The 25873-nt window shown below is 73.0% G+C and carries 26 protein-coding genes and 1 tRNA gene; 26 read left to right on the plus strand and 1 reads right to left on the minus strand.

The features are described 5' to 3' along the window. Positions 1 to 19: 19 nt before the first annotated feature. The 21 genes from ABZT49_RS00490 to ABZT49_RS00590 all read left to right on the plus strand — a co-directional run bounded on the left by ABZT49_RS00490 (position 20) and on the right by ABZT49_RS00590 (position 18869). Positions 20 to 96, plus strand: a tRNA-Met gene (locus ABZT49_RS00490). 241 nt (positions 97 to 337) lie between these two features. Then, complete coding sequence (locus ABZT49_RS00495) at positions 338 to 598, plus strand: hypothetical protein (RefSeq protein ID WP_355281602.1); 261 nt, start codon at positions 338 to 340, stop codon at positions 596 to 598. 233 nt (positions 599 to 831) lie between these two features. Then, positions 832 to 2943, plus strand: coding sequence for a caspase family protein (locus ABZT49_RS00500; protein WP_355281604.1), 2112 nt, complete (start codon positions 832 to 834; stop codon positions 2941 to 2943). Next, positions 2940 to 4280 (plus strand): hypothetical protein, encoded by a 1341-nt coding sequence (locus tag ABZT49_RS00505; RefSeq protein WP_355281607.1) that lies wholly within the window; start codon positions 2940 to 2942, stop codon positions 4278 to 4280. Before ABZT49_RS00500 ends, ABZT49_RS00505 begins: the two co-directional genes overlap by 4 nt. A 23-nt stretch (positions 4281 to 4303) precedes the next feature. Next, positions 4304 to 4801 carry a hypothetical protein gene (locus ABZT49_RS00510; protein WP_355281609.1) on the plus strand — a complete coding sequence of 166 codons (498 nt, stop codon included), beginning with the start codon at positions 4304 to 4306 and terminating at the stop codon, positions 4799 to 4801. 73 nt (positions 4802 to 4874) lie between these two features. Beyond that, positions 4875 to 6272, plus strand: a complete 1398-nt coding sequence (locus tag ABZT49_RS00515; protein ID WP_355281612.1) for a hypothetical protein — start codon at positions 4875 to 4877, stop codon at positions 6270 to 6272. After that, complete coding sequence (locus tag ABZT49_RS00520; protein ID WP_355281615.1) at positions 6269 to 6793, plus strand: hypothetical protein; 525 nt, start codon at positions 6269 to 6271, stop codon at positions 6791 to 6793. Before ABZT49_RS00515 ends, ABZT49_RS00520 begins: the two co-directional genes overlap by 4 nt. A 133-nt stretch (positions 6794 to 6926) precedes the next feature. Next, positions 6927 to 8111 carry a hypothetical protein gene (locus ABZT49_RS00525; protein ID WP_355281618.1) on the plus strand — a complete coding sequence of 395 codons (1185 nt, stop codon included), beginning with the start codon at positions 6927 to 6929 and terminating at the stop codon, positions 8109 to 8111. A gap of 83 nt (positions 8112 to 8194) precedes the next feature. Further along, positions 8195 to 9190 (plus strand): serine protease, encoded by a 996-nt coding sequence (locus tag ABZT49_RS00530; RefSeq protein ID WP_355281620.1) that lies wholly within the window; start codon positions 8195 to 8197, stop codon positions 9188 to 9190. A 102-nt stretch (positions 9191 to 9292) separates the two neighbouring features. Then, entirely contained in the window at positions 9293 to 10117 is an 825-nt protein-coding gene (locus ABZT49_RS00535; RefSeq protein ID WP_355281622.1) for an OmpA family protein, read from the plus strand. A gap of 29 nt (positions 10118 to 10146) precedes the next feature. Continuing rightward, positions 10147 to 11085, plus strand: coding sequence for a hypothetical protein (locus ABZT49_RS00540; RefSeq protein WP_355281625.1), 939 nt, complete (start codon positions 10147 to 10149; stop codon positions 11083 to 11085). A gap of 17 nt (positions 11086 to 11102) precedes the next feature. Further along, entirely contained in the window at positions 11103 to 12065 is a 963-nt protein-coding gene (locus tag ABZT49_RS00545; protein ID WP_355281628.1) for a hypothetical protein, read from the plus strand. 8 nt (positions 12066 to 12073) lie between these two features. Further along, positions 12074 to 12328: a hypothetical protein gene (locus tag ABZT49_RS00550; RefSeq protein WP_355281630.1), complete on the plus strand. Its 255-nt coding sequence runs from the start codon at positions 12074 to 12076 to the stop codon at positions 12326 to 12328. A gap of 62 nt (positions 12329 to 12390) precedes the next feature. Beyond that, positions 12391 to 12654 (plus strand): hypothetical protein, encoded by a 264-nt coding sequence (locus tag ABZT49_RS00555; protein ID WP_355281633.1) that lies wholly within the window; start codon positions 12391 to 12393, stop codon positions 12652 to 12654. Then, entirely contained in the window at positions 12651 to 13247 is a 597-nt protein-coding gene (locus ABZT49_RS00560; RefSeq protein ID WP_355281635.1) for a hypothetical protein, read from the plus strand. Before ABZT49_RS00555 ends, ABZT49_RS00560 begins: the two co-directional genes overlap by 4 nt. Positions 13248 to 13279: 32 nt before the next feature. Continuing rightward, positions 13280 to 14695: a hypothetical protein gene (locus tag ABZT49_RS00565; RefSeq protein WP_355281638.1), complete on the plus strand. Its 1416-nt coding sequence runs from the start codon at positions 13280 to 13282 to the stop codon at positions 14693 to 14695. A 74-nt stretch (positions 14696 to 14769) separates the two neighbouring features. After that, entirely contained in the window at positions 14770 to 15237 is a 468-nt protein-coding gene (locus ABZT49_RS00570; protein ID WP_355281640.1) for a cytochrome c family protein, read from the plus strand. Positions 15238 to 15369: 132 nt separating this feature from the next. After that, positions 15370 to 16050 (plus strand): Crp/Fnr family transcriptional regulator, encoded by a 681-nt coding sequence (locus ABZT49_RS00575; protein WP_355281643.1) that lies wholly within the window; start codon positions 15370 to 15372, stop codon positions 16048 to 16050. Between the two features lie 26 nt (positions 16051 to 16076). Beyond that, positions 16077 to 16598 carry a FecR domain-containing protein gene (locus tag ABZT49_RS00580; RefSeq protein WP_355281645.1) on the plus strand — a complete coding sequence of 174 codons (522 nt, stop codon included), beginning with the start codon at positions 16077 to 16079 and terminating at the stop codon, positions 16596 to 16598. Further along, the gene (locus tag ABZT49_RS00585; protein ID WP_355281648.1) at positions 16599 to 18464 is read left to right on the plus strand and encodes an adenylate/guanylate cyclase domain-containing protein; all 1866 of its coding nucleotides are present in this window, start codon (positions 16599 to 16601) and stop codon (positions 18462 to 18464) included. 66 nt (positions 18465 to 18530) lie between these two features. Beyond that, positions 18531 to 18869, plus strand: coding sequence for a hypothetical protein (locus ABZT49_RS00590; protein WP_355281651.1), 339 nt, complete (start codon positions 18531 to 18533; stop codon positions 18867 to 18869). 1196 nt (positions 18870 to 20065) lie between these two features. On the opposite strand, the gene ABZT49_RS00595 is transcribed toward ABZT49_RS00590, so the two are convergent. Continuing rightward, complete coding sequence (locus tag ABZT49_RS00595) at positions 20066 to 21286, minus strand: replication initiator protein A (protein ID WP_407943411.1); 1221 nt, start codon at positions 21284 to 21286, stop codon at positions 20066 to 20068. Positions 21287 to 21612: 326 nt separating this feature from the next. Here ABZT49_RS00595 and ABZT49_RS00600 point away from each other — a divergent pair, with 326 nt between their 5' ends. From ABZT49_RS00600 to ABZT49_RS00620, 5 genes are read left to right on the plus strand one after another with little or no spacing between them, the layout of a single operon-like run. Further along, on the plus strand, positions 21613 to 22272 hold the full coding sequence (locus ABZT49_RS00600; RefSeq protein WP_355281656.1) for a helix-turn-helix domain-containing protein: 660 nt from the start codon (positions 21613 to 21615) through the stop codon (positions 22270 to 22272). After that, complete coding sequence (locus ABZT49_RS00605) at positions 22269 to 23069, plus strand: ABC transporter ATP-binding protein (protein ID WP_355281658.1); 801 nt, start codon at positions 22269 to 22271, stop codon at positions 23067 to 23069. The genes ABZT49_RS00600 and ABZT49_RS00605 overlap by 4 nt, the downstream gene beginning before the upstream one ends. After that, positions 23069 to 23803, plus strand: coding sequence for an ABC transporter ATP-binding protein (locus tag ABZT49_RS00610; protein WP_355281661.1), 735 nt, complete (start codon positions 23069 to 23071; stop codon positions 23801 to 23803). Before ABZT49_RS00605 ends, ABZT49_RS00610 begins: the two co-directional genes overlap by 1 nt. A 10-nt stretch (positions 23804 to 23813) precedes the next feature. After that, the gene (locus ABZT49_RS00615; protein WP_355281663.1) at positions 23814 to 25004 is read left to right on the plus strand and encodes an ABC transporter substrate-binding protein; all 1191 of its coding nucleotides are present in this window, start codon (positions 23814 to 23816) and stop codon (positions 25002 to 25004) included. Between the two features lie 2 nt (positions 25005 to 25006). Then, on the plus strand, positions 25007 to 25870 hold the full coding sequence (locus tag ABZT49_RS00620; RefSeq protein ID WP_355281666.1) for a branched-chain amino acid ABC transporter permease: 864 nt from the start codon (positions 25007 to 25009) through the stop codon (positions 25868 to 25870). Positions 25871 to 25873 lie beyond the last annotated feature (3 nt).

Here is a 25873-nt window from a genome sequence, read left to right on the forward strand (position 1 = left end):
CACTCAGATTACACCCTGGCGCGGGGTGGAGCAGCCCGGTAGCTCGTCAGGCTCATAACCTGAAGGTCACAGGTTCAAATCCTGTCCCCGCAACCAAGACGACGACAAAAGCCCGTCAGCGAAAGCTGGCGGGCTTTTGTCGTCGTGCCCGCCCGTGAGAGGCGACACGGCAGCCGGGCCGCATAACCACCGCAGCGCGTCGTCTGATCTGCTCGATCCGCGGCATTCACCGGCAATCCAGAAAAATCCGCGTCCCGGCCGCATCCGCCGCACGAAAACCAGTCTGACCGGCCCATGGCCTCGGTGAGGGCGAACAGCGCCCGATCGGAGATGTGCCATGAGAACGATCACGATCCTCACCGTCCTCGGCCTGCTCTGCGGCACGGTCCCGGCTCTCGCCCAGGACCATGACTCGTCGGGCGGCCGCGGCAACCAGGAATTCATCGGTGTCGACCTCGACAACGGTGGCGTCTACTACAACGGCCGCAATTCGGGGCGCTATTGCGTTTACCAGACCGTCGAGGTGTTCAACCGCCTCACCGGCTACGTCGAGCCGCGGCGGGTGCGCCGGTGCGGGCGCGGCCTCTATCTGCGCTGAGGGAGCTCGCGATGCTGACCACCCTCTCGCCGCTCCACCTCGCCCTCAGCCTCGCCCTTGGGCTTATCGCACGGTAGCGATGGCGACGCCGACAACCGCGACTTCGATAATCGCTACGCCATGCAACGGCCGATTTTTCCTTCCACGCTCCGGCTGCTCGCGCCGGGATGCCGGCCATCGCAGGAGCCAAGATCGGGAGGCCGCCTCCCGCTGAAGGGGCAAGGAGACCACGCATGACGAAAGCCATGGCGGTGCGGGGGCGTGTCGCCCGCATCGGGTTCGCCTTCCTGCTGCAGGTCGCGGCAGCCCTGGCTCCGGCCGCGGCGCGGGCCGCGGCCGAGGCGCAAGCTCCCGAAGCCTTCGCCGACAACGCCGATTCGGTCGCCGTCGTGATCGGGAACAGCCGCTACAAGCAGACGGTGCCGGTCGATTACGCGCATCACGACGCCGAGGCGATGCGGTCCTGGCTCGTCCAGCGCCTCGGCTACCGCGATGCCAACGTCTTCGTCCTGAAGGACGCGACGCTGAACGAGTTCAACCAGGTCTTCGGCACCGAGCGGAACCCGCAATCCGGCCGGCTGTGGCGCAGCGTGCGCGAGGGACGCTCGAACGTCTTCGTCTACTATTCGGGCCACGGCGTGCCGGATCTCGCCAGCCGCCAGCCCTTCCTCCTGCCGGAGGACGGCAACCCGAACCAGGGCGAGAGCGGCTACGCCCTCGAAACGCTCTACCGCAACCTCGACCTCGTGAAGCGCAAGATCGGGCCCGGGCGCCAGCTCGTGGTGATGGTCGATGCCTGCTTCACCGGCGAGACCGGACGGAAGGGCGAGAGCCTGCTCGCGGTCTCCGCCCCCGGCTTCGCCCCGGCGAAGCCCAAGGCCGAGAGCGGAATCGTGCGGCTGGTCGCGACCTCGGGCGCGACGCCGGCGAACTGGGACGAGGCGAACCGCCTCGGCCTCCTCACCAGCCGCTTCCTGATGGGCGTCTCCGGCCTCGCCGACCGGACGGACCGGCAAGGAGACCGCGGCGGCGACGGCGACGGGCAGGTGTCCTGGGCCGAGCTGAAGGGCTACCTGCGCCGCGAGGTGGAAGAGGCGGCGCGGCGCGCCTCCGGCCGCGAGCAGGTGCCGGAGATCGACGACGCGCCGATCGTGCTCAAGGCCTCGCTGCCGGTGGACGCGGTGGCCAAGGGGGTCGCGACGGTCCGCGACGAGGCGGCGTGGCGGCGGGCCGAGAGCGCGGGCACGCGGGAGGCGTTCGAGGCGTATGTCGGCACCTGCGGCGAGGTCTGCGCCTACCGGCCCCAGGCGATGGACCGGCTGCTCGCCGGGCGCCAGCGCGACGCGGCCGCGATCGACCAGGAGAATTGGGCGAAGTACGGCACGGCGCGGCAGTACCAGGCCTATCTCGATACCTGCACCGAGGTATGCGCCTATCGCGGCCTGGCGGAAGGCTATCTCGGCGGGTCCGATCCGAACGGCGACAAGCGGGTGAAGACTTGCGACGCGCTCGCTGCCGGCACCGACGATCCCGACCGGCCGAGAGGCGTGACGGGCGTGAAGTACGGGCGGATCGAGGCGGCGTCCGCGATCGACGCCTGCCGCGGGGCGTCCGCCGCCTATCCCGGCTTGCGCCGCCTCGCCTACCAGCTCGGCCGTGCCTACGACCGGGCCGACCGCTCGAAGGAGGCTTTTGGGGCCTACGACAAGGCGGCCAAGGCCGGCAGCACGGCGGCGATGAACAACCTCGCCACGCTCTACGAGAACGGCCAAGGCGTGAAGCGCTCGCAAGCCGAGGCCCTGCGCCTCTACCGCCAGGCCGGCGAGGCCGGCAACGTGGTGGCGCTCGCCAACGCGGCCCGGATGCTCGAATACGGCAACGGCGTCCCGAAGAACGAGGCCGAGGCGGTGGCGCTCTACAAGCGTGCCGTGGAGGGCGGCGACGTCGCCTCGATCAGCAAGCTCGTGCCGCACTACGCCACCGGCGCCTACGGCTTCCCGAAGGACCTGCGCCAGGGCTTCGACCTCTTCCGCAGGGCGGCCGAGAAGGGCGATCCCGTCGCGATGGCGACCATGGCGACCCTGATCGACAACGGCTTCTCCCGCTACTTCCCCGGGGTGAGCGCCGCCGACATGGTGCTGCGGGCGTTGAAGCGCGGCGAGATCGGCGCCGCCTCGGTCTCGGCCACCGACACCGCGGCGCAGAAGCTGAAGCCGGAGACGATCCGCACCGTGCAGCGGGCGATCAAGCAGGCCGATTACTATCCGGGCGCGCTCGACGGGCGCTTCAACCCGGTCTTCGTGCGCGCCCTCGACCAATACGCCAAGGCGAACGAGGCGGAATGAGGCGCCGTCTCGCCGCGTCGCTCGCCGGGCTCCTGGCGGTCCTACCGGCCCGGGCCGATCCCGGCACCGAGGCGCTCGCGCCCTTCCTCGACGCGGTCGCGGCTTGCGCCGGGCGGCCCGATCCGTTGCTCGCCGTGATCGGCCCCGAGCCCGGCCAGACCGCGTGGTCGCGCGAGCAGGCCGAGGAGGTGCGGCTCGCGGTCGAGAGCCGGCTGCAGGCGACCGGCCGGGTCCGGCTCGCGGCCGCCGCCGACGTGGTGCGGGTGAAGGCCCTACGCGAGGGCACGACCGGCTTGTCCGGTCCGGAGGCCGAGGCGCAGATCCGCGCCGCCTTCGCGGGCGATGCCAGCGTGTTCCTGGTCGAGCCGCGCCGGGCCGGCGAGACCGCGTCGCTCCGGCTCCAAGCGATCACCCGCTCCGCCGCCTGCAAGGCGACGAGCGAACCCCTGACGGTGCCGATCCACGTCGGCGCCGGCGTCGCCGACGTCGATGCCGAGATGGAGCGGGCGGTGAAGGCCTTCGGGCAGGCGGCGCCGAACGCGAGCGCGATCGAGGTCTGCCCGTTCGAGGCCGAGGGCGGCCACTCGACCTGCGCCAGCGCGCTCACCGACCGCCTGCTCATCGCCCTCGACGCCGAGGCGCGCTCGGCCAACCGCATCCTCAAGGGCGGGCGGCTCGAGGTGCGCCGCCGCCCGCCCGGCACCGCCTGCGCCGGCCCGGTCACGGCGCGCGGGCGCTTCCTCACCGACCGCGAGCGCCGCTCCTGGATGGAGCTGGAGTTCCAGCGCGACGGCGCGGTGCTGGCGCCGACCGGGCGGCGGCGCATCGCCGTCGAGGGTTTGGGCTGCGACCCGACCCCGCGCCCCTTCCTCGACCACCTCGCGGCGACCGCGCGCACCGATGGCGGCCGCCTCGCGGTCGCGGCGACCGCCACGCCGTTCTCGGCCGGCCAGCGGCTGGAGCTGCGCATCGAGTCGCGGGCGCGCCAGACCCTCTATTGCTGGGTGTTGGCGGCGGACGAGACCGCCTTCGTGGCGCTGCCGGTGCGCGGCAACCCCACCTCGCAGAATCCCCTCGGCCCCGGCGACGTGCGGCGCTACCCCCGCGGCTACGGCCTCGATGAGATCGTCGCGGGCGAGCCGTTCGAGAATCTCTTCGCCTGCTTCGGCATCCCCGGCGGCCTGCCGCCGGAGCTCGCCGCGCGCTGGCTCGCCGCCGCGCCTAGCAGCGAGGGGGAGGCGCGCCTGCTCCAGCCGCCGGAGGTGCTCGACCTCGTGGAGAAGATCCGGGCGGTGCCGGGCGTGACCGAGGCGACGGCGCGGATCGTGGTCCGGTGATGGGGCTTCGTGGGGACGATCGCATGCGAAACCTCTTCATCGCCCTCCTCTGCCTCGCCGCCGCACCAGCTCATGCCGAGGGCTTCGCGATCCGCGACCTCACCGCGGTCGCGATCGAGGCCGGAGCGGCCCTGGGCACCGGCTACGTCTCACGCGCCGCGCCCGACCGGCTGACCCTGATGTGCACGGCCTGCGAGGGCGCGCCGGTCGTCGATCTGCTCCTCGGCCGCCAGGCCGACGGGACCGAGGAGCGGGTGCGCGCAGGGCAAACCGCGATGGCGCAGCTGGAGGCGCTCTGCCGGGCGCGCCGCCCGGATTGCCGGCTGTCCGGGCTGTCGGTGGCCCCGGCGGTCGGCTGGGTCACGCGCTACGGCGTCGGGTCGAGCGCGGGCGCGACCGCCATCATCCTGCGCGGCGGCGACCTGTTGACGATCCGGGTGCTCGCCGGCAGCGGCGAGGCGGCGTCCCGGCCGGTCGAGATCCTGGTGCGCACGGTCGCAGCCCGCATCGTCGGCCCCTGAGAACAGCCTCGGGGTGACGGATGAGCAGGCCCGGAGTATGCGAAGGACGACGCGCAAGGCTGAAGGCGGGCGCATGACCGGCGGATACGACGAGCGCTGCGCGGCCGACCTCGCCGCGGTGGCGGAGGGCCGCGACCTCTCGCGCGAGGACCGCGCCTGGCTCGCCCGGGTGGTCGCCGGCGCGGTGCGGCCGAATCGCGACAAGCCGCTCTGGGACCTCGCCCACGCGCTCGCCGCCCTGGCGGGGCTCACTGAGGCCCGGGACGGGCGCGACCTCGTCACCCTCGCCCTCGATCCGGGGCTGGCGCGGGCCGACCGGCTGGAAGCGCGCTTCGCGGGGACGGGCACCGCCGTCGATGCCCGCGGGCTCAACGGGGCCTCGGGCTGGCGCACCACCTGGGCCGGGCTCGCCCGGCTCCTTGCGCTGGCCGAGTTCGTGCTGACGGCGGAGGACCTCTCGCATTTTCCCACCCTCTCCGGCTGGCTCGGCGACCTCGCCGCGGCGCCGGACGCGGAGGGCGCGGCGGCGTTCAGCCGGCGGCTCGCCCGCCACCTCGCCGCCTACCGCCAGGCGCACCTGCCGCTCGCGCCGCTGGAACGGCGCTTCCGGGCGATCCTCGGTTTCCTCGACGGGCGGCGCGCCTTCACCGACGACGACATCCTCGCGTGCTGGCGAGCCGAGATGAGCGAGGGGGAGCGGCCGGGCTTCCGGACGGTGGCCGAGCATTTCGTGACCTTCGAGGCGGCCTCCGCGCTCCTCGGCGGGCTCGCGGAACTCTCCGCGCCCGCCTCGCTCGACGCGGTCGAGGGCTGGGAGGAGCGGCTCGACGCCTCGCTGGCGGATCTCGCCGCCGCCGAGCCGGCCGAGGCCCTGGCCGCCCTGCTCGAAGGCCTGCCGGAGGGGCCGAAGATCCTGACCGGGGCCGAGCGCGACGACCTCGCCGAGTTCCTGCGCCTGGAGCCGTTCCACCGCACCCGCCCGCTCACGACCCTGCGGGCCGCGAGCTTCGGGCGGGTGCAGTCGGGCCTCGCCAATCGCCTGCGCCGCGGCGGCGGAGGCCTCAGCATCGCCGAGCGCACCGCCTGCGCGGACGCCGAGACCTACCCGGCGCTCGCCGCCCGGGCCGAGGCGCTGACGGCGCATCTCGACCGGATGCTGCGGATCGCGGCGGCCCTCCGGGTGCCGGCGGATGCCGACGGGCTGGCGCCGGAGATGCGCGACGCCCTCGCGGCGGCCCTCGCCGACATCCGCCGGGTGCGGCGCGCCGGCTTCGACGATCCCGCGCGCCTCGCGGCGGGTTTCGCGGCGGCGGATGCGGCGCTGCTGCGGCTCGCCGCGGAGGCGGGCCGGCTCGCTCGCGCCATCGACGGCCTCGCCCGGCACCGGCCGCTCGACGCGGCCTTCGCGGCCGACCGGGACGTCTTCGCCCGCACCTTCGCCGAGGCCTACGCGGCGGAGGCGGGCGCGTGAGCGACGAGGCGCGCCTGCTCGCCGAGATCCACGCCGCCCGCGCGCTGATGCGGGACAGCGGGCCGCCACGCGGGGCGGGAACCGGCCCGAGCGCCGCGTCGCTCTGGGCCTACGCCACCCGCGCGGCGGGCGGGCCGGTCGACCTCGCGGTGGTGCGGGCGATCCGCACCGATCCGGCGACCGCCCGGCGCTACCGGGCGCTGCTGGCCGGGCAGGCCATCGCCCACGCGCCGCTCGCGGTCGCGGCCTCGGACGGTGCGATCGCTGTCCGGCGCGTCGGCGCCTTCACCCTCGAGATCCTCCCCGAGACCGAGGACGGGCCGCCGCTCCTGGTGCTGCGGGGCGAGGAGGCGCAGGCCTTGCGGGCGATCGAGGCGATGCTCGGCGACGAGGCCGTCCGGCTCGACCTGCCGCCAGCCCTCGACGATGCGATCGTGGTCGCCCTCGATCCCGAGGTTCCGGAGGCGGCGCGGCTCGGCGCGATGCTGCGGGATCCGGCCTGCGCGGTGTTCCTGCTGTGAGAGAACGCCTGCGAACCGGCCAGACGCCTGAATCTTTCCGGGCCCGTCGTGAGTCTGCAAGCCTCTCCCTCTTTCCCGGATCTCCTTTGACTTCGTTTCAGTCGTCCGGGGCAGGGGCGGAGCCCGCGACGGGATGAGCCCGACCTCGATTCTGATCGTGGTGCCGACGACCGGTGGTCCGGTGGTCGTGCGCAGCCTCAAGGCCCGCCCCGGCCTGCCGGCCGCCGCCGCCTTCGCGGCGGGCGATTACCGGCCGCTGCCGTGGTCGGCGGACTACGCGCGGCTCGCGGCCGGCGGCGGGCCGCTGTCGCGCCTCGCGGAGGCGGGCCCCTACGAGCTGCGGCTGTCCGGCTCCTTCGATGCCGGCCGCTCGTGGGAGGTGCCGGTCTGCCTCGCCCACGGCCTCGTGGCGCAGGGCCACACGCTCACGTCCGAGCCGGAGGCGGCCGACCTCGTCCTGTGGGCGACGGGAGCAGTCGACCTCGACCTCGCGGTGCTGGCGGGCGATTACGCGCTCCTCGACAAGATCGCGCGCTCCCGGGCGCTACTCGACGCGGCCGAGCGGTCCGAACTCGCGGTGCTGTTGCCCGATGGGCCCGAGAGGGCCGAGGCCGAGCAGGCGTTTCGCGCGCTCGGCCGGACCCGGCCGCCGGTGTTCCTGCCGGGCACGGACGTGCCGGGCGCGCTCGCGGCCCTGGCGCGACCGGCGCCAGTCCCAGCCGTTCGCCGGCTCCCTCTCCTTCCCCTGGCGCTCGCCGCCGTCTCGATAGCAGCGAGCTTCGTCGCTGGATTCGCGCTGCTCCGCGCGCACACGGCAGCGGACCGGCCGGTCGTAGCCGACACGACCTCCACCGCGGTCGCGCCGCGCCCCGACACGGCACCCGTAGCGGAACCGGTCAGCCCGGTCTTGGTCGAGGAGCTGGCCGCCCCGGCGGGCTCGTCGTGCCGGCGCGTCGCCTTCGGGGCCGATCCGCCCGCGCGGCGCCCGGTCTCCCTCGAAGGGCCTGGTCGGCTACGGGCGAGCCGCCTCGCGCCGGAGCTGTGCGGCCTCGCCTTCCGCCCCGCCGCGCCCGGCGCGCGCGTCGCGGTCGGTCCCGAACTGGCGGCCGCCGCGCTCCCCCCGACGCGCCTGCCCGACGGCGCCGAGGCTTATTTCCTGCGCGAGAACGGCCGGCGAAACCTCGTCTACGCGGTCCAGGTCATTGCAGACCAAGTCGGTCCATCAGGCTCGGCCGTTTCCGGCCAAGTCGTTGAGAATTCAGTCGAGACGGGCGCCCGGATTCCGGGCGGGCGGCTCACCCATGCCCTCGTCCCGTAACGACTTGATCGGTCCGAAAAACGACTTTCTTTGACTTGCGCGTCGGCAGACGGCATAAAGCCGCCGCCGAGAGGAGGACAGCGATGGCCACAAGCCACCGGACACGCCGCTCGACCAAGGGGGAAACTTGGACAATCATCGGCCTGATCCTGGCGCTCGGCGCCGCTGAGCCTGCGCGGGCGCAGAGCGTCGGTTTCGATCCTGCGGATTACGGTCGCGCGCAGCTGCCGCTGCGGCAGACGACCGGCGATGCGGCGGCCTATGTCGACCGCAACAAGGGCGCCTTCGAGCCGATCGCCGAGCTCGATCCGAAGGACGGTCTCGCGGCGCTCGCCCGCCCGATCGGCCGGGTCGACATCGTGCTGAAGAACGGTCGCACCGGCCAGATGGTCGGCGCCTCCTGTACCGGCACGCTGCTGCCGGGCGACTACGTGCTGACCAACCACCACTGCCTGCCGCAATCGGGCGACCTGACCCCGGTCAAGGCCTCGATCCTGATGGATTACCTGACCCTCGACGGGGCGGGCTCGCGGCGGTTCGAGATCGACCCGAAACCGGTCGAGTTCGACGCGCGCCTCGACTACGCGCTCGCCCGCACCGCCGGCAACCCGGCCGCCACCTACGGCGCCGCCCGGCTCTCGGGCGAGGCGGTGGCGGGCAACCGCTCGATGCTGGTCATCCACCACCCCCTCGGGCGGCCGAAGGTGATGAGCCGCTTCCGCTGCTTCGCCCTCAAGGAGCAGGACGGCGGCCCGGACCTGCGCCACCGCTGCGACACGCTCGGCGGCTCTTCCGGCTCGCTGATGTACGACGCCTCGGTGGCTGGCGTGGCTTTGCACAAGGAGGGCGGCCTCGACCCGAAGGATCCGTCGAGCTTCAACGCCGCGACGCGCCTCTCGGCGATCCTCGGCCGCAGCCGCATCCTGTCCGAGATCGCCGCCCGCCAGGGCCGGCCGCCCGCCGCCACGGCCGCCGCCGACCCGGCGCCGCAGCCGGCACCGGCGGCCAAGGCCGTCCCGCCCAAGGCCGACGGCCCCCTCGATCCGGCCGGGATGAACGCGATCCTGCGCGGACGCTGACCTCGTCACGAAAAAACCGTCCGCCGGCGCGGCGAAAGCCGCTCTGGCTCGTCCAGGCACGGGGTGTGGGGGCGACAAGCAACGCCCGCGAGGAGAGCCATCATGGAGAGGATCGACGCGCGGCCCGCCCGGCCGGCCGCCCCGGAGGAGAGCGCGCTGCGGCGCACGGCGCAGCGGCGCCTCGGCCGCTCCTGCCTCGCCCTGCTCGTCGGCCTCGCCGCCGCGCTCAGTGGCACGGCGCGCGCCAACCCGCTGACCGAGGCGCCGGGGCTCCCTGAGCGGGCCGACGAGGCCGGGCCGGCGGAGGCGCAGGCCCGCAACCCCTCCGCCACCGCGATCATCCGCTCGCTCGCCCCCTTCGCCGACGGCAATCCCGGCCTCCCCGCGCGGGCACTCAGACCCGACGACGGCGGGCCGTCGGTCCGGGTCGCGGGCCGCTCGGTCGATCTCACGGTCTTCTTCGCCTATGACAGCGCCCGCCTGACGCCGGAGGCGCGCATCCAGCTCGAGCCGCTCGGCCAGGCTTTGGCCTCGCGGGAGCTTGCCGGCCACGGCTTCCTCATCGCCGGCCACACCGATGCGGCGGGCGCGCCCGCCCATAACCGGCGCCTGTCGCTCGCCCGGGCGCGGGCGGTGCGCACCCACCTCGTCGAGACCTACGGCCTCGATCCCGCCCGCCTGCGCGTGCACGGCTGGGGCCCGAGCCGCCCGCGGGATCCGGCCGCGCCGCTGTCGCGGGTCAACCGCCGGGTCGAGGTCAGCCTGCTCGCCCCAGCCCGCCACGGCGCGCTGCGCTTCATCGGCCCGGCCGTCGAGGCGGATTGCGGCGAGCCCGTTGCAGACACCTTGGCCGACCCGCGCCTGCGCGTCGCCCTCGACCTCGACGACTTCGCCGCGGCGCCGACGCCGCGCCCCTGCTCCGAGTGAACCGACATCCCCGCTTCAGGAGGACCACGATGCTGCCCATCCGTGCCGCCGCGCGTCTCGCCGCGCTCTCCCTCGGCCTCGCGCTCGTCGCCGGCCCGGCCCTCGCCCAGCCCAAGCCCAACGTCGTGGTGATGGGCGAGGATGCCGACGAGGACGCGGTGCCGCGCGGCAACCGCATCTTCCAGCGGGTCATCGCCGAGCTCTCCGAGACGATGAACCTGCGCGGCTACAACGTCTACGACGAGACCGCCGTGGCGATGGGCTTCACCCAACCCAACCGAGTGCGCCGGCGCGACGCCGAGCTGATCGAGGTCGCCCGGGCGGTCTCGAACCCGCCCCTCGACGTGGTGGCGGTGTTCCAGATCTACGCCTCGGCCTCGAAATCGGCCTATTCGGACATCGTGCGGCCGGAGGTGCGGATCCCGGGCCGGCTCCTCAACGTGCGCACCGGCCAGTCCCTCGGCTCCTTCGAGGTCGCGGGCGTGCAATTGCCGCCGCTGCCGCAGGGCTGCGACCGCGAATGCCTGCTGGAGCGGGTCGGCGCCGAGGCGAAGGTGATCGCCGGCGACGTCGCCGCGGCGCTCACCGCGAAGCTCGACGGGGTGGTGGCGCCGCGCCGCGGGGCGGAGCCCGGCGCGGGCGCGGCGCCCGGCGCAGGCGCGGCGGTGGCCGCCGCGCCCGGGGCCGAGGCCTGCAGCGGCCTGCCGACGGCCTACGTGGTGCGGATGACCGGCTTCTCCGCCCAGGAGGTCCAGGCGGCCGAGGAGTACATGGCGGCCTTCCGCTGCTACGAGCACCACCGCCCGGTGCGCGCCGGGGCATCCGCCGCCGAGTACTGGTACGAGACCCGCTCCGATTCCGCCCGGCTCGGCCGCAACCTGCGCCTGATGCTGGAGCACATGAGCGCGCCGGGACAGGTCCAGTTCTCCGGCAACACCTTCGTGCTCAGCCGCGTCGCGACCCGCTGATCCTCCGGAGATCCACGATGACCACGATGACCTCCGCCCTCCGCGCCGCCCGGGTCCTGGCCGTTCTCGGCCCGCTCGCCTGCGCCACCCCGGTTCTCGCCGCCGAGGCGGTCTTCCCGCCCGCCGCCTCCGTCGGCCTGGCGCCCCCGCCCGGCATGACGCCATCGAAGGCCTTCGCCGGGTTCGAGCACCGCTCCGGCGCCTCGATCCTCATCACCGAGATGCCGGCCGAAGCCTACGGCCAGCTGGTGGAGAAGTTCACGCCCGACGCCCTGCGCGCCACCGGCTTCGAGGCGAGCGGATCCGGCGCGGCCCTGACCGTCGCCGGCGGCGAGGGCCGGGTGCTGCGCGGCCGCCAGGCGGCCAACGGGCAGAGCTACACCAAGTGGGTCGCGGTGGTGCGGGGCGGAGCCGGGACCGGCCTCGTCACCGTGCAGGTGCCGGAATCCGCGCGGGCGCAGGTGCCCGACGCGGCGGTTGAGGCGGCGCTGACCACGATCGCGTTCCGGGCCCCCGGCAGCCTCGCCGAACAGATGGCCGCCCTGCCCTACACCGTCGGCGACCTCGCGGGCTTCCGCCCGGTGCGCACGCTGATGGGCAACGCCCTGATGCTCACCGACGGCCCGAAGGACATCGATCCCGACGGCGCGCAGCCGCTGGTCGTCGTCGCCCCGGCGATGGGCCGCGCCGCGATTCCCGCCGGCCAGGAGGGCGCCTTCGCCCGCAAGGCGCTCGCCACCTTCCGGGAGATCACGACCGTGACGGTCACCGACGAGGAGCGGACGACCCGCGACGGCACGGTCTTCCTGCGGCTGCGGGCCAACGGGACCGATCCGAAGAGCGGCCGCCCGGTCGCGGTCACGCAGGTGATCCGCTTCGACGGGCCGGGCTACCTGCGGGTGCTCGGCCTCGCGCCGGCGGACCGCGCGGAGGCGCTGGCCCGGACCGAGCGGGTCGCCGCCTCGGTGGCGATGCGGTGAGGCGGGGCGTGGCGCTCCTCTTGCTGCTGCTCGGCCCCGCGACGGCAGCACAGGCCGGCGGCGTCGCGCCGCTGCTGCGGGACTGGACCGCCCTCAACGGCGCCTGCCGCGGCGGGCGCGGCGACGATCCCGCCACGCTCGCGGCCTGCGAGCGGCGCGACGCGCTCCATCGGCGGCTCACCGCGGCGGGCTGGTGCTACGGCCGGCCCGGCGATGCCGGCTACCAGCGAGCCTGGCGCACCTGCGGCGGGACAGGGCGGTGAGCGCATGGCCTCTCCTCCGGCTCGTCGTCCGGCCCCTTCCCCGGCGCAGAGGGACCCGGCTGATGCTCCTCCTCGGCCTGGCGATCGTCTGGACGCCGTTCCTGCTCCTCCTCCTCTCCCTGGCGATCGCCCGCCTGACGGGGTGCGAGGTCAACGAGGGGCGGGCGAATCCTTGCCGGATCGCCGGCCTCGACATCGGCGGCGCGCTCTACGCGATGATGGTGATGGGCTGGCTCGTCCTCCCGCTCCTGCCGTTCATGGCGCTCTCCCTGGTCGGCGGCGCCGTCGCCGGGATCGTGGCCCTCGTCAGGGCGTTGTGGCCGTGAGCCGGGTAGGTCGTCTCGCGCTCGCCGCCGCGGGATGTCTCGCCGCGCTCCTCGCGCCGCCGGGCGCGTGGGCGGGAGTGGTCGTCGCCGAGCGTGCCTTCCCGCCGGCCGGGGCCTGCTACGGGAGGCACTACGACGCCGCTCACCTCGCCCGCCATCCCGGCCAGGTCGTGACCGGCCTTCGCCTCGGCGGCTCGTCGCGCGGCCTGATCCGGATGCGTGCCGCCGCGAGCCGGGTCGATCCCGAACTGACCCTGACGCTGCGCATCGACTTTTCCGACGGCACCTCGTCCACGGGCGAGATCGGCTGCCTGGAGGAGCGGGGCCGGATCCGGCGCTGCGGGCGGGCGGCGAGCTGCGCCGGCGATTTTGCGCTTCACGCCCTGCCAGACGGCCGCCTGGAGATCGTCAACGACGATGCGGCCTCGCGGGAGCCCGGAGCCGTGACCGCAGGCGCGGGCTTCAGCCTGGACGCCGGATGCCCGCCGGGCGGCCGGGCCGGGCGCTTCGTGCCGCCCGATGCGCAGAACCGGCTCTTCCGACTCGAGCGGCTGCCGCTCGCGGCCTGCGCCGCGGCGGGCCCGCGCCGCTGACCATCCCTCGTCGCCTGAGCGCGGAGCGCGTCATGATCCTCAACGCCCGGCTCGTCGCCGTCCTCCTCCCGCTGCTGCCAGCCGCAGCGCTCGCCCAGGACGCTGGCGGCCCACCGCTCCCGGCGCAGATCCGCGGCAACGCGCCGGACGCTCCCTCGGCCGAGGCCCCCGCCCTCCCCTTCGCCACCTCGGCGGCCTTGCGCGCCGAGACAGTCGCGCGGCACGTCCGGGAGCTGCGCGCGACCAACCCGATCGCGGCCGCCGAGGTCGCCCGGGAGATGGCCCGGCACGATTACGACGCGATCTTCCAGGGCTTCCTCGACGGTACGGAGCTTCGGGCGGGCGATGCCGGGGACGTGCTCACCGCCTTCATCGTGCTGCAATGGATGGTCGCCAACGACGCGACGGTCGAGCCGAGCGCCGCCGCGCTCCGGGCCGTGCGACGGCAGATGGTGGTGCCGCTCGCCGACAAGCCGCCCATGTCGCAAGAAGCATCGCGCGCCGCCTTCGCCGAGCAGGTGAAGCTGCGCGCCGTGCTGCACCATGCCGGCTGGCAGGCGGCGAAGCGGCTCGGGATGCTGCCTTCCTTCCTCGCCGGTCTGTCGAAGGATTTCATCCCGCCGGCCAAGCTCCGGGCGGTCGTGCTCACCGATGAGGGGCTGGTCGGCAAGGGCGACAGGCGACCGGCGTGGGAGGCACCGGCCACCGCGGCCGCCCCTCATGCCGCCCCTTCTGCCGCCCCTCCTGCACCCGCCGCTCCGGAGCCGCCGGCCGAGCCGCGCCATGCGGAGAACTGGGCCGGAATCGAGGGCGTGTATTTTCGCGCCGCGACGGGCGTCGGGGTCGGCGGCATGGTGGTGATCGAGTACGAGCCGCTGATCCTGTTTCGCGATGGCACCAGCTACGAGATCGCGGATGCCGCCCTCGAAGATGTCGACCTCGCGGCCGAGCGGGCGGCCCATCCGCGCCGGTTCGGCCGCTGGACCCGCACGGGCGACGCCTACCGGCTGACCGGTCAGGACGGCAAGCCGCAGGAGCACAAGCTTCAGGACGGCTCGTTCTTCCGCGCCTTCCCGGCGGAGGACGGGGAGCGGACGATCGCCCGCGCCTACCGGCGCCTGTCGGGCGGCGGCACCAGCGCGATGGGCGGCGACGTCACGGTCGCGGTCTCGAACCGCTACGACTTCCGCCAGGACGGGACCTACGGCCGCGGCGGCTCGGTCGGGGCGACGAATTCGGGGGCGAGCACCGGGGTCGGCTCGGCGATCGGCCGTCGGCGCGCACCGGAGGGCGGGCGCTACGTGCTCGACCGCCACACGCTCACCCTCACCGGCCCGGACGGACGGAGCCGCCGCCTGTTCTTCGCCTTCGGCTCGCAGGGCGACCCGGCGCGCCCGGACCGCGAGATGGCCTTCATCGGCGGCAGCGTGTTCTCGAATCCGGATTGAAGTCACGCCTCGCCATTCGCGTCCGGCTCGTGCATGGCGGGTCCATGGGTGGCTGGCGGGACGGAGGGGCGCGGTTGAGTCGGGGAGCACGAGTTCGTCGCTGGGTCATCCTGCTCGTCCCGCTCCTGCTCGCAGCCTGTGCGGACGACGACGGGGCGGAGCGGCGGCGGGCGCTCGGCGAGCGTCCGGGCCTCGACGCCGCGATGCGGGTCGCGGATCCACGCCGGGGCGGGCACCTCTTCGCCCGGTGCGCGGCCTGCCACACCATCGGCCCCGGCGCGGGCGACCGCAACGGTCCCAACCTGTTCGGCGTGATGGGGCGGCCCGTCGCGAGCAACAGCCCGCGCTACGGCTACACGGCGGCGTTGCGCTCCGTCGGAGGGACCTGGACGCCGGAGACGATGGACCGCTGGATCGCCGACCCGGCGAAGGTCGCTCCCGGCACGCGCATGACCATCGCGGGTCTTCCCGATCCGTTGGACCGGGCCGATCTCATCGCTTACCTGAAATCGCAGTCGGCAGAACGGCACTCCACGCGATGACGAGCCCGGATGAGCGCGATCCGACGCTGTGCGACGTCGCACAGGGCGGGCGCCGGCATTGGCGGCGCCGCTTGCACTAACATCGACGGCACGCTCATAAAGCACGGCGACCGAGAGCCGGGAGGCGATGTCATGAGCGCGCCGCAGGGGCTGGCCCGGCTGCTCGCCACCAACGCGTTCTTCGCCGAGATGGGCGAGGACGCGATCGCGGCCATCGCCGGCCTGTGCCGGACGCGCAGCCTCGCGCGGCACGAGGTGCTGTTCCAGAAGGGCGACCCGGGCGACGCGCTCTACGCCCTGCGCCGCGGCCAGATCCGCATCGCGACCGGCACCGCCGATGGACGCTCGGTGACGCTCAACCTCCTGGGGCCGGGCGACGTGTTCGGCGAGATCGCGCTCCTCGACGGCCATCCGCGCACGGCGGAGGCGGTCGCGCTCGAGGCCGCCGAGCTGTTCGTCATCGAGCGGCGGGACTTCCTCGGCCTCCTCACCCGCGACGCGGCGATGGCGGTCCGAATCATCGGGTTCCTCTGCGGGCGGCTGCGCTGGATGAGCGAGCGCATGGAGGAGGCCACCCTGCTGCCGCTCGACACGCGGCTGGCGCGGCGCCTGACCCTGCTGTCGGAGGATTACGGCGCGGAGATCCAGGTGACGCAGACCGAGCTCGCCGCCTTCGTCGGCGCGGCGCGGGAGAGCGTCAACCGCGTCCTCCAGGACTGGCGCCGCGCCGGCATCATCGATCTCGGCCGCTCGCGCGTGACCGTGAGGACCGCCCGGCGCCTGGCCGCCCTCGGCGCGCGGTCGGGGGTCTGACGGGTGGCGAGAAGGAGTTTCACCGCATGAGACACGTCGCCCGCGCGGCGAGCGCCCTCGCCCTCACCCTCGCCGCCGGGGCCGCCGCGGCCCAGGCGCCCTGCCGCGAGGAGACCCGGTTCGATCCGCCCCTGCGCGTGCTGCGCTGCGCCGACGGTCTCGTGCTCGAGACCGAGCAGGGCAGCGGGTTGCGGCCGATCGACCGCAACGGCGACGGGCACCTGGAGGGCGCCGAGCTCGGCGGCCGCGCGGTCCTCGTCACCCTGCCGCCGAGCCGGCGCGTGCGCCGGGACGGCTTCCAGATCCTGACCCCGCACGCCATCGCCTCGGTGCGCGGCACGGTCTACGCCGTCGACGTGACCAACGCGCGGAGTTCGGTCTTCGTCGAGCGGGGGCGCGTCGCCGTCGCCCGGCGGCAGGCCCCGGAGAGCGCGGTCACGCTCGGGCCGGGCGAGGGCGTCGACGTCGATGACGAGCAGGGCCCGCTCACGGTGCGGCGCTGGCCGCAGGAGCGCGTCCGGGCGCTGCTGGAACGCTTCGGGCGCTAGATGGCGTCCGCCCGGCCGGGACCGCGCCGCCGGGGGGACCGGCTCTTCGCGCTCGTCGCGCTCGCCGCCGCCCTCTCCTGGAGCGGCTGGCTCGCCCAGATGCACCTCGCGGGCCGCGCGACACCCCTCGACCGGATCGAATCCGCCCTCGTCGACCTGCGACTGCGGCTCGCCGGCCCGCGCCCGCCGCCGCCCGGCGTGGTGATCGTCGCCATCGACGACGAGACCGTGCGGCGCGAGGGCGGGTTCCCGGTCTCGCGCGCGACGATGGCGCGGCTGATCGACGGGATCGCGGCGGCCCGGCCGCGCACGCTGGCGGTCGACATCCTGTTCCTGGAGGCCGGCCGCCAGCCGGATTCCGACCGGGCGCTCGGCGCCGCCCTCGCCCGGGTGCCGGCGGTGCTGGCCGCGGCGGCCGTCTTCGAGGGGCTGGCGAGCGAGGACGGCATCCCGGTCGCCGCCTCCCTGCACGCGCCGATCCCGGCGATCGCCGGCGCGGCGGCGTCGGGCATCGTCAACGTCTCGGAGGACGCCGCTGGCGTGCCGCGCCACCTGCCCCTCGTCGTGCGGACGGGCGAAGGGATCGCCGCCGCCTTCGTGCTGCGGGCCGCCGCCCTGGCGGCCGGGCACGATCCGGTCGTCGACCGGGACGCCGTCCGGATCGGGGACAGGACCGTCCCGCTCGACCTCGGCCGCTACCTCCCTTTGCGCCCCTACGGGCCGCGGCGCACGATCCCGACGGTGAGCGCCGCCGGCCTCCTCGACGGGACGGTGCCGTCCTCCACGCTCGCCGATCGCGTCGTCGTGGTCGGCGTCACCGCGCTCGGCGGGAGCGACACCTTCGCCACCGCCTTCGATCCGGTCCTGCCAGGAGTCGAGCTCCTGGCGACCGGGATCGGCCAGCTGACGACCGGCGACGAGCTCCGGCGCGACGTCGGCGTGCGCCGTCTCGATGCCGCAGCCAGTGTCATTCTCGCCGCCGCCGCCGCGCTCCTGATCGCGCTCGCGCCGCCCGGCCCAGCCATCCTCCTCGTGCTGCTGCTCCTGGCGGGGTGGCTCGCGGCGGGCGCCGTCGCCTTCGCCCAGGGCGCGTGGTGGAGCGCCGCCCTGCCGCTGGCGGCGGCCGGGCTCCCGGTGCTGCCGCTGGCGGTCGCCCGGCAGCTCCTCGACCGCCGCCGGGCCGCGGGTCTCGCGCGCTCGGAGGCCACCTTGCGCCGGCTGCAGCCCGCCGCGCTCGCCGACCGCCTCGCCTGGGATCCGGGCTACCTCGCCGAGCCGGTGGCGCGGGACATCCCGGTCCTGTTCATCGACCTCTCCGGCTTCACCCGCCAGAGCGAGCGCCTCGGGCCGGGCCGCACCCGGGCAGTGCTGAAATCGTTCCACGACCTCGTCGACGAGACCGCCGCCGGGCATGGCGGCCTCGTGGTCAACTTCATGGGCGACGGGGCGATGGTGGTGTTCGGCGCCCTCGACCCCGATCCCGCCGCGGCCGCCGGCGCCGTCGCCTCGGCCGCGGACCTCGTCGCGCGCACCGCCGCCTGGATCGCGACCGACCCGGAGCTCGCTGGCGCCGGGCGCGCCCTCGACGTGCGGGTCGGCGCTCATTACGGCCCGGTGATCCTCTCCCGGCTCGGCAGCGACACCAACCAGCACGTCACCGCGACGGGCGACACGGTCAACGTCGCGAGCCGCCTGCTCGCGATCGCCTCCGAGGCGGGAGCCCGCCTCGCCGTCAGCGCCGACCTCCTCGCCGCCGCCGGAATCGCGGCACCGGGCCCCCTGTTCGAGCGGCGCCAGACGATGGCGATCCGCGGTCGCGCCCAGACCCTCGACGTGTGGCTGGGGCGCGGCGCCGGGTCTGTGTGACCCGGATCACGGATCGCCGGCGGAATCGGATCCAGGGTGGCGTCACCCCAACAGGGAGACACGACCATGACGACGACCTCGACGACGATGATGATGGCGGCCGGCCTCGCACTGGCGACTGTGGTGGGCGGTGCCGGTCAGGCCGAAGCCCGCGGATTCGGGCATGGAGGCTTCGGGCGCGGTGGATTCGGCCACAACGGTGGCTTCGGCACTCGCGGCGGGTACGGCCACCGCGGATTCGGGCATGGCGGGTTCGGCACTCGCGGCCGCTTCTACGGCCGCGGTTACCGCCACCGCTTCGGCGGCCTGGGCTTCGGCTATCCCGTGAGCGTCGGCGCCTATGACGGCGAGTGCCGCGTGGTCTTCAGTGCGGTGCTCGGCGGCTACACCCGCATCTGCGGCTGACCGGACCCGTGCCCTCCGCACCGCCGAGGCTGGACGGTGCACCGTGACATCGGGGAGCGGGCGGATCGGCCCGGCCGCTCCTTCAGGCGAGGGCCTGAATCCGAAAGCTTTTGGGGCCTCTCATGCGGTGAATTATGCATATTCACCGCACGGTCTCGCTCGTCAGGAACTGGGCCCTGTGAGTTCCTGGTGGCTCGCTGCCTGGGACACGATCGGGCGGGTTCGGCAGCGCAGCCGAGCTTGCCATCCTCGAACCCGCCGTGCGCGGACCGATGTGAAACCCTCCTTGTCATCCCGGGTTCCGCTCCGCGGCCCCGGGATGACAAGGAGGGGCGCAGGTCGGACCGCGAACTTGACCAAGCTCTTGCGTGACTGTCGTGGCCCCGCCGGGTAGCGCTGCTGCCACTCTTCGGTCTTGCCGCATCGTCCGCGACGAACCGGTATCCACATCATCGGACGAGGCGCCGGAGCCACCTCCGACTGAGCCGGTCGCCGCATACACGGCGCGGCGCGGCGCGATTCCAACCCACGACCATGCTCACCGGCTCCTTCGCTCGAATCCAGTTCCGGCGGAGGAACGCCGGATGGCGGCGGCGGGTTCGGACGCGCTGCCGGAGACACCGCGGTTATCCACGGCGCAAAGTAGCGCGCGGCGGCGTCATGGTTCTCGATGATCGACGCTCTCGGGCGCGGGTCGAAGTTCCCGACGATCGCGAATCGTGACTCCGGAAGGCCTGCCTTGTCTGGCACATTCATCTTGCCGTTGCGAGTCGACGGCGCAACGGATCGAAATACGCTCCCCTCTTTGTCTTCTGAAGATTCGAAAAATCTGTCAGCCGCAGGCGTTTCAAGAGTCTGTTTCTATAGTTTTGATTCTAGGTTTTAGGTCCGCGAGACCCCCTCAAGCCGCTGGCGGTTAAGGTAAATTTTCGAATCCAAGAGTCCCAAGTACGGCGCTGCCGGATCGATCTACGCCGCCGACAGAATGATGTACGGCGCGCCTGGGAGCGATGTACGCCGGAATCCGACTTATCCACAGGTGTCCACAGGCCCGGTTTTTGTCACGCCGGGGCCGGACCGATGTACGGCACCTGCCAAAACCGGAAGCCCGCCGATTCGCTTTTTGGCAAACCCGGGCGGACCGAAATACGGGGGTTTTGGCAGCCCCCCTCCCCGCGCCCTGCCGGCCGGTTTTGTCACGTATCGGCGGACCCATGTACGGCCGATTTGTCAGTGGCCCGGTTCACCATGCGCAGCACCGGCTCGCGCTCGCCGTCGATGATGCTGAGGTCGTAATCCGGCAAGGGCACCGCCGCCTCGACGATCTCCTTGATCGCCTGACGGAACTTGTGCTTGGGCAACTTCGAGCCGCTGCGCTTGTGCAGCTCGGTCATGCCGTAGCGCGCCTCCGTCTGCCCGGCGGCCTTGCGCGCCAGCCGGTACAGGAACTTGGCGATCGGCCGGGTGATCAGGAAGTAGTCCGGATTCAGCGTCAGGATCGACGGCTTGCCGTCCGGCTTGACGACGCCCTCGTAGACCCAGTCCGGAATGTCGATCTCGACCTGGTCGATGCGGTCGGCGCTGGTGCGCGACACCACTTTGTAGCGGCCGATCAGCGGGAACGCCTCGGTCTCGCGGCGGCGCGTCTTCGCCCGGTCGCTCGACAGGTTGGTGATCTTGATCCGCGTCGCCTGGAGGCGGTCGAGCGCGCGCTCGAGGTCCTCGTACTGCTTGCCGCCGAGCTCGCGCCGGCAGAACTTCAGGATCTCGGACGCCGCGGGACGGTAGGTCCGGGGCGGCAGCGACGGACGCAACCCCTTCGAATCGTCGATTCGGTACTGGCGCGTCTGTTCCGCCAGGTGCGAGATCATGTTGATGACGATGTCGTAGTCGTAGGCCGTGGCGAGCCCGACCTCGGCGCCGCCCTCCACCGTGATGACCGAATCCTTCAATTCGTAGCGGATCACCCCCTCCCCCGTCGTCTTCGACAGGGCGAAGGGCGCGATGTCCATCAGGTTCATGTCGTCCTTGATCGGGGCGTCATGGACGGTCGGCACGAAGAACGCCATCTGGGCGTCGTCGATCGGCGGCGGGCGGACGAGGGCGCGCGGCTGGCGCGGCACCTCGTGCTCGATGATCTTGGCGACCTCTTCGGAGCGGATCGCCTCGGCGAGGATCGTGAGGGACTTCCGGAGCGGCTCCCCCTCCTCGAATTCCGCGAGCTTCAGGTCCGCGAAGGAGCGGCGGCTGTAGAAGCGCCGGATGCGGCTGAGCCCGTCCTTCGGCAGGGGGATGAACGCGTCGCCGCGCAGGTGCGCGACCTGCTGGGCGATGCCCTGCAGGTATTCGTTCTTCTCGTGCAGCGAGAGTTGGGCGAACTCCTCGCGCGTCTTGAGATGCAGCTTCGCCATCGGCACACCAGTTCCTCAAGCGCTACCATAGCACGGCACCGCCTTGCGCATTCGTCTCGCCCGGTCCCGGCCCATGGTCGCACCGGTCTTCCCCCGGAATCGTGTCGCGCGACGCGATGCATGGATGAGCATCCGGTCTCGGCCCGGGCGATTGGGCGGCTTCGAACCCCCCTCCCCTCCTCTCGTACGATCGTTGGGGGGAAGGCGGCGCCGGACGCCCCACCGGCAGGCACGGTGCCGCAAAAATAAACAAGCAGCGATGTATAAACATACTTGCATGTTTGTTTATGCTCGACGATGCTAACCCGAGGTGAGCGCAGGAGCCGGTGGACATGGCCGAGGCCCGCAGGCGCCGAACGCAGCAGGAGCGGTCGGCCGACACAATCGACGCCATCCTGCGCGCGACGATCGACCTGCTCTACGAGCGCGGCTTCTACCGCACCTCGGCGACCGACATTGCGGAACGGGCCGGCGTCTCGCGCGGCGCGCTGAACCACCACTTCGCCTCGAAGGAAGACGTCGTCGTCTCGGCGATCCGGCACCAGCTGCAGGCGAGCACCGCCCGGCTTCATGCGATGGCGCGGACCATCCGCGAGCGCGGCGGATCGACCGACGAGGTCGTCGACTTCATCTGGTCGCTGATGACCGACCGGCTGTACTTCGTGACCATGGAGTACCTGCCGGAGGTCCGGCACAACCGGGACTTCAAGGACAAGGTCGTCGTCGTCGTCAAGGAGTTCCACGCCGGCCTGGAGGCGATCTGGTCCGAGCTGGCCGAGCAGTTCGGCACCGACGCCGTGCGCACCGCGACGGTGATGAACGCCACGATGTGCACCGTGCGCGGCATGATCGCCCAGTCGGCGAGCAAGGACGACGCCCGGTACTTCGACGATCTTCTGAATTACTGCAAGGAGCAGGTCGCCCGTGAGATCGACAGGATGAAGCCCGCCTCCGAGCCGTCCCGGCGGCACCGCGTCGGGGGCCGGCCGTGACCCGCCCTGCCCTCTCGAAACCCGCCTCCTCGGACTCCGTCGCCCTGTCGGTCCGCGACGTGACGCTCTCTTTCGGCGGGTTGCGCGCCCTCGACGGCGTCAGCTTCGACGTCGCGCCGGGCCGGGTGACCGGGCTCGTCGGCCCGAACGGCGCCGGCAAGACGACGCTGTTCAACGTCGTCTCCGGCCTCCATCGGGCGCAGTCGGGTGCCATCACCTATGCGGGGCGACGCATCGAGGGCGAGAGCCCGCACCGCATCACCCAGGCCGGTCTCGTCCGCACCTTCCAGATCGCCCGCGGCTTTCCCGCCCTCACGGTGTTCGAGCACCTGATGGTCTACGGCGTGCGCCAGCCCGGCGAGAGCCTGACGACCGCGATCCTCGGCTCCGCCGCCGCGCGCCGGCGCGAGGCCGAGCTCGCCGAGACGGCGCTGGCCGTCGCCCGCCGCCTGCGGCTGTCGCACGTCATCGACAACCGGGTGACCGACCTGTCGGGCGGCCAGAAGAAGCTCCTGGAGATCGGGCGCGCGCTGATGGCCGAGCCCGGCATGATCCTGTTCGACGAGCCGGCGGCCGGGGTGAACCCGACGCTCGCCGAGGAGATCGGCGACGAGCTGCTGGCGCTCGCGGCCGAGGGGATGACCGTCCTGCTCATCGAGCACGACATGGCGCTGATCGAGCGCCTGTGCCGCCACGTCGTCGTCATGGCCCGCGGGCGCACCCTGGCGGAGGGGACGTTCGACGAGGTCCGCGAGAACCGCGAGGTCCAGGACGCCTATCTCGGAGGACGGCGCTGATGCTGCTGGAGGCCCACAACCTCGTCGGCGGCTACCCGTCGGCCGAGCAGATCGTGAAGGGTGTCGCGCTCTCGGCCGATGCCGGCGAACTGGTGACGATCATTGGCCCGAACGGAGCCGGCAAGTCGACGGCGCTCAAGCTCGTCTCCGGCCTGCTCCGGCCCGCCTCGGGGACCGTCCGGCTCGCCGGGCAGGACATGGCCGGGCGCTCGCCCCAGGCTCTGGCACGCGCCGGGCTCGGCTTCGTGCCGCAGGAGCGCAACGTCTTCGCCTCGCTCACGGTGGCGGAGAATCTCGACATGGGCTGCCTCTTCGCGCCGCGCGAGACCAAGGCCCGGGCGGCGGAGGCGTTCGCGCGCTTCCCCATCCTCGCCGAGAAGCGGCGGGCGGCGGCCGGCACGCTGTCGGGCGGGCAGCGCCAGATCCTCGCCATGGCGATGGCCCTGATGGCGCGGCCGACGGCGCTCCTCCTCGACGAGCCGACGGCGGGCCTGAGCCCGGCGGCGGCCCACGACCTCTTCAGGACCATCCGGGCCATCGCCCGCGACGGGCTCGCGGTGCTGATGGTCGAGCAGAACGCCCTCGAGGCGCTCGCGATCTCCGACCGCGCCACGGTGCTGGTCGACGGGCGCAACCACCTCGACGGCCCGGCGGCCGCAGTCGCCGACGACCCTGACATCCGCCGCCTCTTCCTCGGCGGCCGCTCCTCGAAGCCCACCACACCGAACAGTTGAGCCAGGAACCATGATCGCTCGCCGCACCTTTCTCGGATCGGGCCTCGCGCTCGCCGGCACGCTCGCCATGCCGGCGGTCCTGCGGGCCCAGTCGGGCCCGATCCGCATCGGCACCCTCACCCCGCTGACCGGCGCGGGCGGCGCCTACGGGCCCGTCATGGCGAACGTCGCCAAGCGCGCGGCCGAGGAGATCAACAAGGCCGGCGGCATCAACGGCCGCGAGCTCGTGGTCGTCTCCGAGGACGACCAGACCAACCCCGAGGCGGGCCTGCGCGCCGCCCGCAAGCTGATCGACGTCGACAAGGTCGCGGCGATCATCGGCACCTGGGCTTCCTCGGTCACCACCGCGGTCGCGCCGGTCTGTTGGGAATCCGGCACCTTCCTGGCGACGGTCTCGGGCGCCGATTCGATCACGCTCCTGCCGCATCGCGGCTTCCTGGTGCGCACCCAGCCGAACACCACCCTGCAGGGCCGCAAGTTCGGCGAGTTCGCCCTCGAGAGCGGCGCCAAGACCGTCGCCTTCCTATCGCCGCAGACCCCGTTCACCGACAGCCAGTACGCCGAAATCACCAAGGTGGTGACGGCGGCCGGCGGCAAGACCTCGAAGCTGATCTACGACGACAAGAAAACGACCCTGCGCACTGAGGTCGATTCGGTGCTCAGGACCAAGCCCGACGCGATCGTGATGGGCGGCTACACCACCGACACCGCCGTGCTGGTGCGCGACCTCTACCGCGCGAGCTACCGCGGCAAGCTCCTGGGCTTCGGCTACGCGGTCAACAAGCAGCTTGTCGAGGCGCTGCCGCCCGACGTGAGCGAGGGCATCCTCACTCTCTCCCCCTCGGCCGCGGCGGATTCCAATGGCTATAAGCACGTCGCGCGCCTGGCCGGCGTCGAGACGCCCGATACCTATAGCTGCCAGGTCTACGACCAGCTCAACCTCGTGGCGATGGCGCTCGGTCTCGGCCGCGGCGACACCGGCAGCGTGATCAAGGCCAACATCCGCTCCGTGTCGCAGGGCGGCGGCGAGCGCGTCGACAACGCGGTCGACGGCCTCAAGCTCATCGCCGCCGGCAAGAAGGTCGATTACGACGGCGCCTCCGGCCCTTGCGACTTCACCGAGACCGGCGACGTCGCCGACGCCAAGTTCCGCTACGAGCAGGTCCGCGGCGGCAAGATCACCCTGATCAAGATCGCCTGACCATGGAGGCCCTCCTCCAGACCCTCGTGAACGGGCTCGTGGCGGGATCGCTCCTCGCGGTCCCGGCCTTGGGCTTCAGCGCGATCTTCGCCGTCCTGCGCTTCCCCAACTTCGCCGTCGGCGCGCTCGCGACGGCGGGTGCCTACGGCGCCTGGCTCGCCAATACGAGCCTCGGGGCGCCGGTCGCTCTGGCGATCGTCGTCGGCTTCGTCGTCGCGGGCCTCGTCGGCGTCGCGGTCGAGGCCGCGGCGCTCGACCGGCTCGGGCGGGCCGGTCCCCTGATGAAGGCGATCGGCTCGCTCGCCGCCGGCATGCTGCTCGAGAACGTCATCCGCTTCGCCTTCGGCAACGACCTCAAGGCGTTCGACCTGCCGCTCGCCCGCGACATCGTCTTCGGGCCGATCCGGATCGGCCCGCAGCAGCTCGCGAGCGTCGGATTCGCTCTCGCCGCGATGGCCGCTTTCTGGGCCTTCCTGTCGCTCTCGAGCCTCGGCCGGTCGATGCGGGCGGTCGCCGACAACCCGGACCTCGCCCGGCTCAAGGGCGTCGATCCGACTCGCGTCGCGCTCGTGACGGTGTTCCTCGGCGCGGGGCTCTGCGGCGTCGGCGGCACCCTCGTCGGGCTCGACGCCTCGCTCGATCCGCTGACCGGCGGGCGCGTGCTGCTCTCGGTCTTCGCGGCCGCGGTGGTCGGCGGCCTCGGCAGCATCCCGGGCGCGGTCGCCGGCGCCTTCCTGATCGGGATCACCGAGGAGATGTCCTCGCTCGCCCTCGCGCCTGCCTACCGGCTGGCCGTCAGCTTCGCGGTGATCTTCCTCGTCCTCAGCTTCCGGCCCTCGGGCCTCCTCGGCCGGGCCGTGCGGTGACGC

The sequence above is a fragment of the Methylobacterium sp. EM32 genome (assembly GCF_040593685.1).
Taxonomy (GTDB): Bacteria; Pseudomonadota; Alphaproteobacteria; order Rhizobiales; family Beijerinckiaceae; genus Methylobacterium.

Excerpts from the sequence above, each read along its gene's own strand:
- ABZT49_RS00495 (WP_355281602.1), top strand. The coding sequence starts at position 338 with ATGAGAACGATCACGATCCTCACCGTCCTCGGCCTGCTCTGCGGCACG.
- ABZT49_RS00500 (WP_355281604.1), top strand. The coding sequence starts at position 832 with ATGACGAAAGCCATGGCGGTGCGGGGGCGTGTCGCCCGCATCGGGTTC.
- ABZT49_RS00505 (WP_355281607.1), top strand. The coding sequence starts at position 2,940 with ATGAGGCGCCGTCTCGCCGCGTCGCTCGCCGGGCTCCTGGCGGTCCTA.
- ABZT49_RS00510 (WP_355281609.1), top strand. The coding sequence starts at position 4,304 with ATGCGAAACCTCTTCATCGCCCTCCTCTGCCTCGCCGCCGCACCAGCT.
- ABZT49_RS00515 (WP_355281612.1), top strand. The coding sequence starts at position 4,875 with ATGACCGGCGGATACGACGAGCGCTGCGCGGCCGACCTCGCCGCGGTG.
- ABZT49_RS00525 (WP_355281618.1), top strand. The coding sequence starts at position 6,927 with ATGAGCCCGACCTCGATTCTGATCGTGGTGCCGACGACCGGTGGTCCG.
- ABZT49_RS00530 (WP_355281620.1), top strand. The coding sequence starts at position 8,195 with ATGGCCACAAGCCACCGGACACGCCGCTCGACCAAGGGGGAAACTTGG.
- ABZT49_RS00535 (WP_355281622.1), top strand. The coding sequence starts at position 9,293 with ATGGAGAGGATCGACGCGCGGCCCGCCCGGCCGGCCGCCCCGGAGGAG.
- ABZT49_RS00540 (WP_355281625.1), top strand. The coding sequence starts at position 10,147 with ATGCTGCCCATCCGTGCCGCCGCGCGTCTCGCCGCGCTCTCCCTCGGC.
- ABZT49_RS00545 (WP_355281628.1), top strand. The coding sequence starts at position 11,103 with ATGACCACGATGACCTCCGCCCTCCGCGCCGCCCGGGTCCTGGCCGTT.
- ABZT49_RS00555 (WP_355281633.1), top strand. The coding sequence starts at position 12,391 with ATGCTCCTCCTCGGCCTGGCGATCGTCTGGACGCCGTTCCTGCTCCTC.
- ABZT49_RS00565 (WP_355281638.1), top strand. The coding sequence starts at position 13,280 with ATGATCCTCAACGCCCGGCTCGTCGCCGTCCTCCTCCCGCTGCTGCCA.
- ABZT49_RS00575 (WP_355281643.1), top strand. The coding sequence starts at position 15,370 with ATGAGCGCGCCGCAGGGGCTGGCCCGGCTGCTCGCCACCAACGCGTTC.
- ABZT49_RS00580 (WP_355281645.1), top strand. The coding sequence starts at position 16,077 with ATGAGACACGTCGCCCGCGCGGCGAGCGCCCTCGCCCTCACCCTCGCC.
- ABZT49_RS00585 (WP_355281648.1), top strand. The coding sequence starts at position 16,599 with ATGGCGTCCGCCCGGCCGGGACCGCGCCGCCGGGGGGACCGGCTCTTC.
- ABZT49_RS00590 (WP_355281651.1), top strand. The coding sequence starts at position 18,531 with ATGACGACGACCTCGACGACGATGATGATGGCGGCCGGCCTCGCACTG.
- ABZT49_RS00600 (WP_355281656.1), top strand. The coding sequence starts at position 21,613 with ATGGCCGAGGCCCGCAGGCGCCGAACGCAGCAGGAGCGGTCGGCCGAC.
- ABZT49_RS00610 (WP_355281661.1), top strand. The coding sequence starts at position 23,069 with ATGCTGCTGGAGGCCCACAACCTCGTCGGCGGCTACCCGTCGGCCGAG.
- ABZT49_RS00615 (WP_355281663.1), top strand. The coding sequence starts at position 23,814 with ATGATCGCTCGCCGCACCTTTCTCGGATCGGGCCTCGCGCTCGCCGGC.
- ABZT49_RS00620 (WP_355281666.1), top strand. The coding sequence starts at position 25,007 with ATGGAGGCCCTCCTCCAGACCCTCGTGAACGGGCTCGTGGCGGGATCG.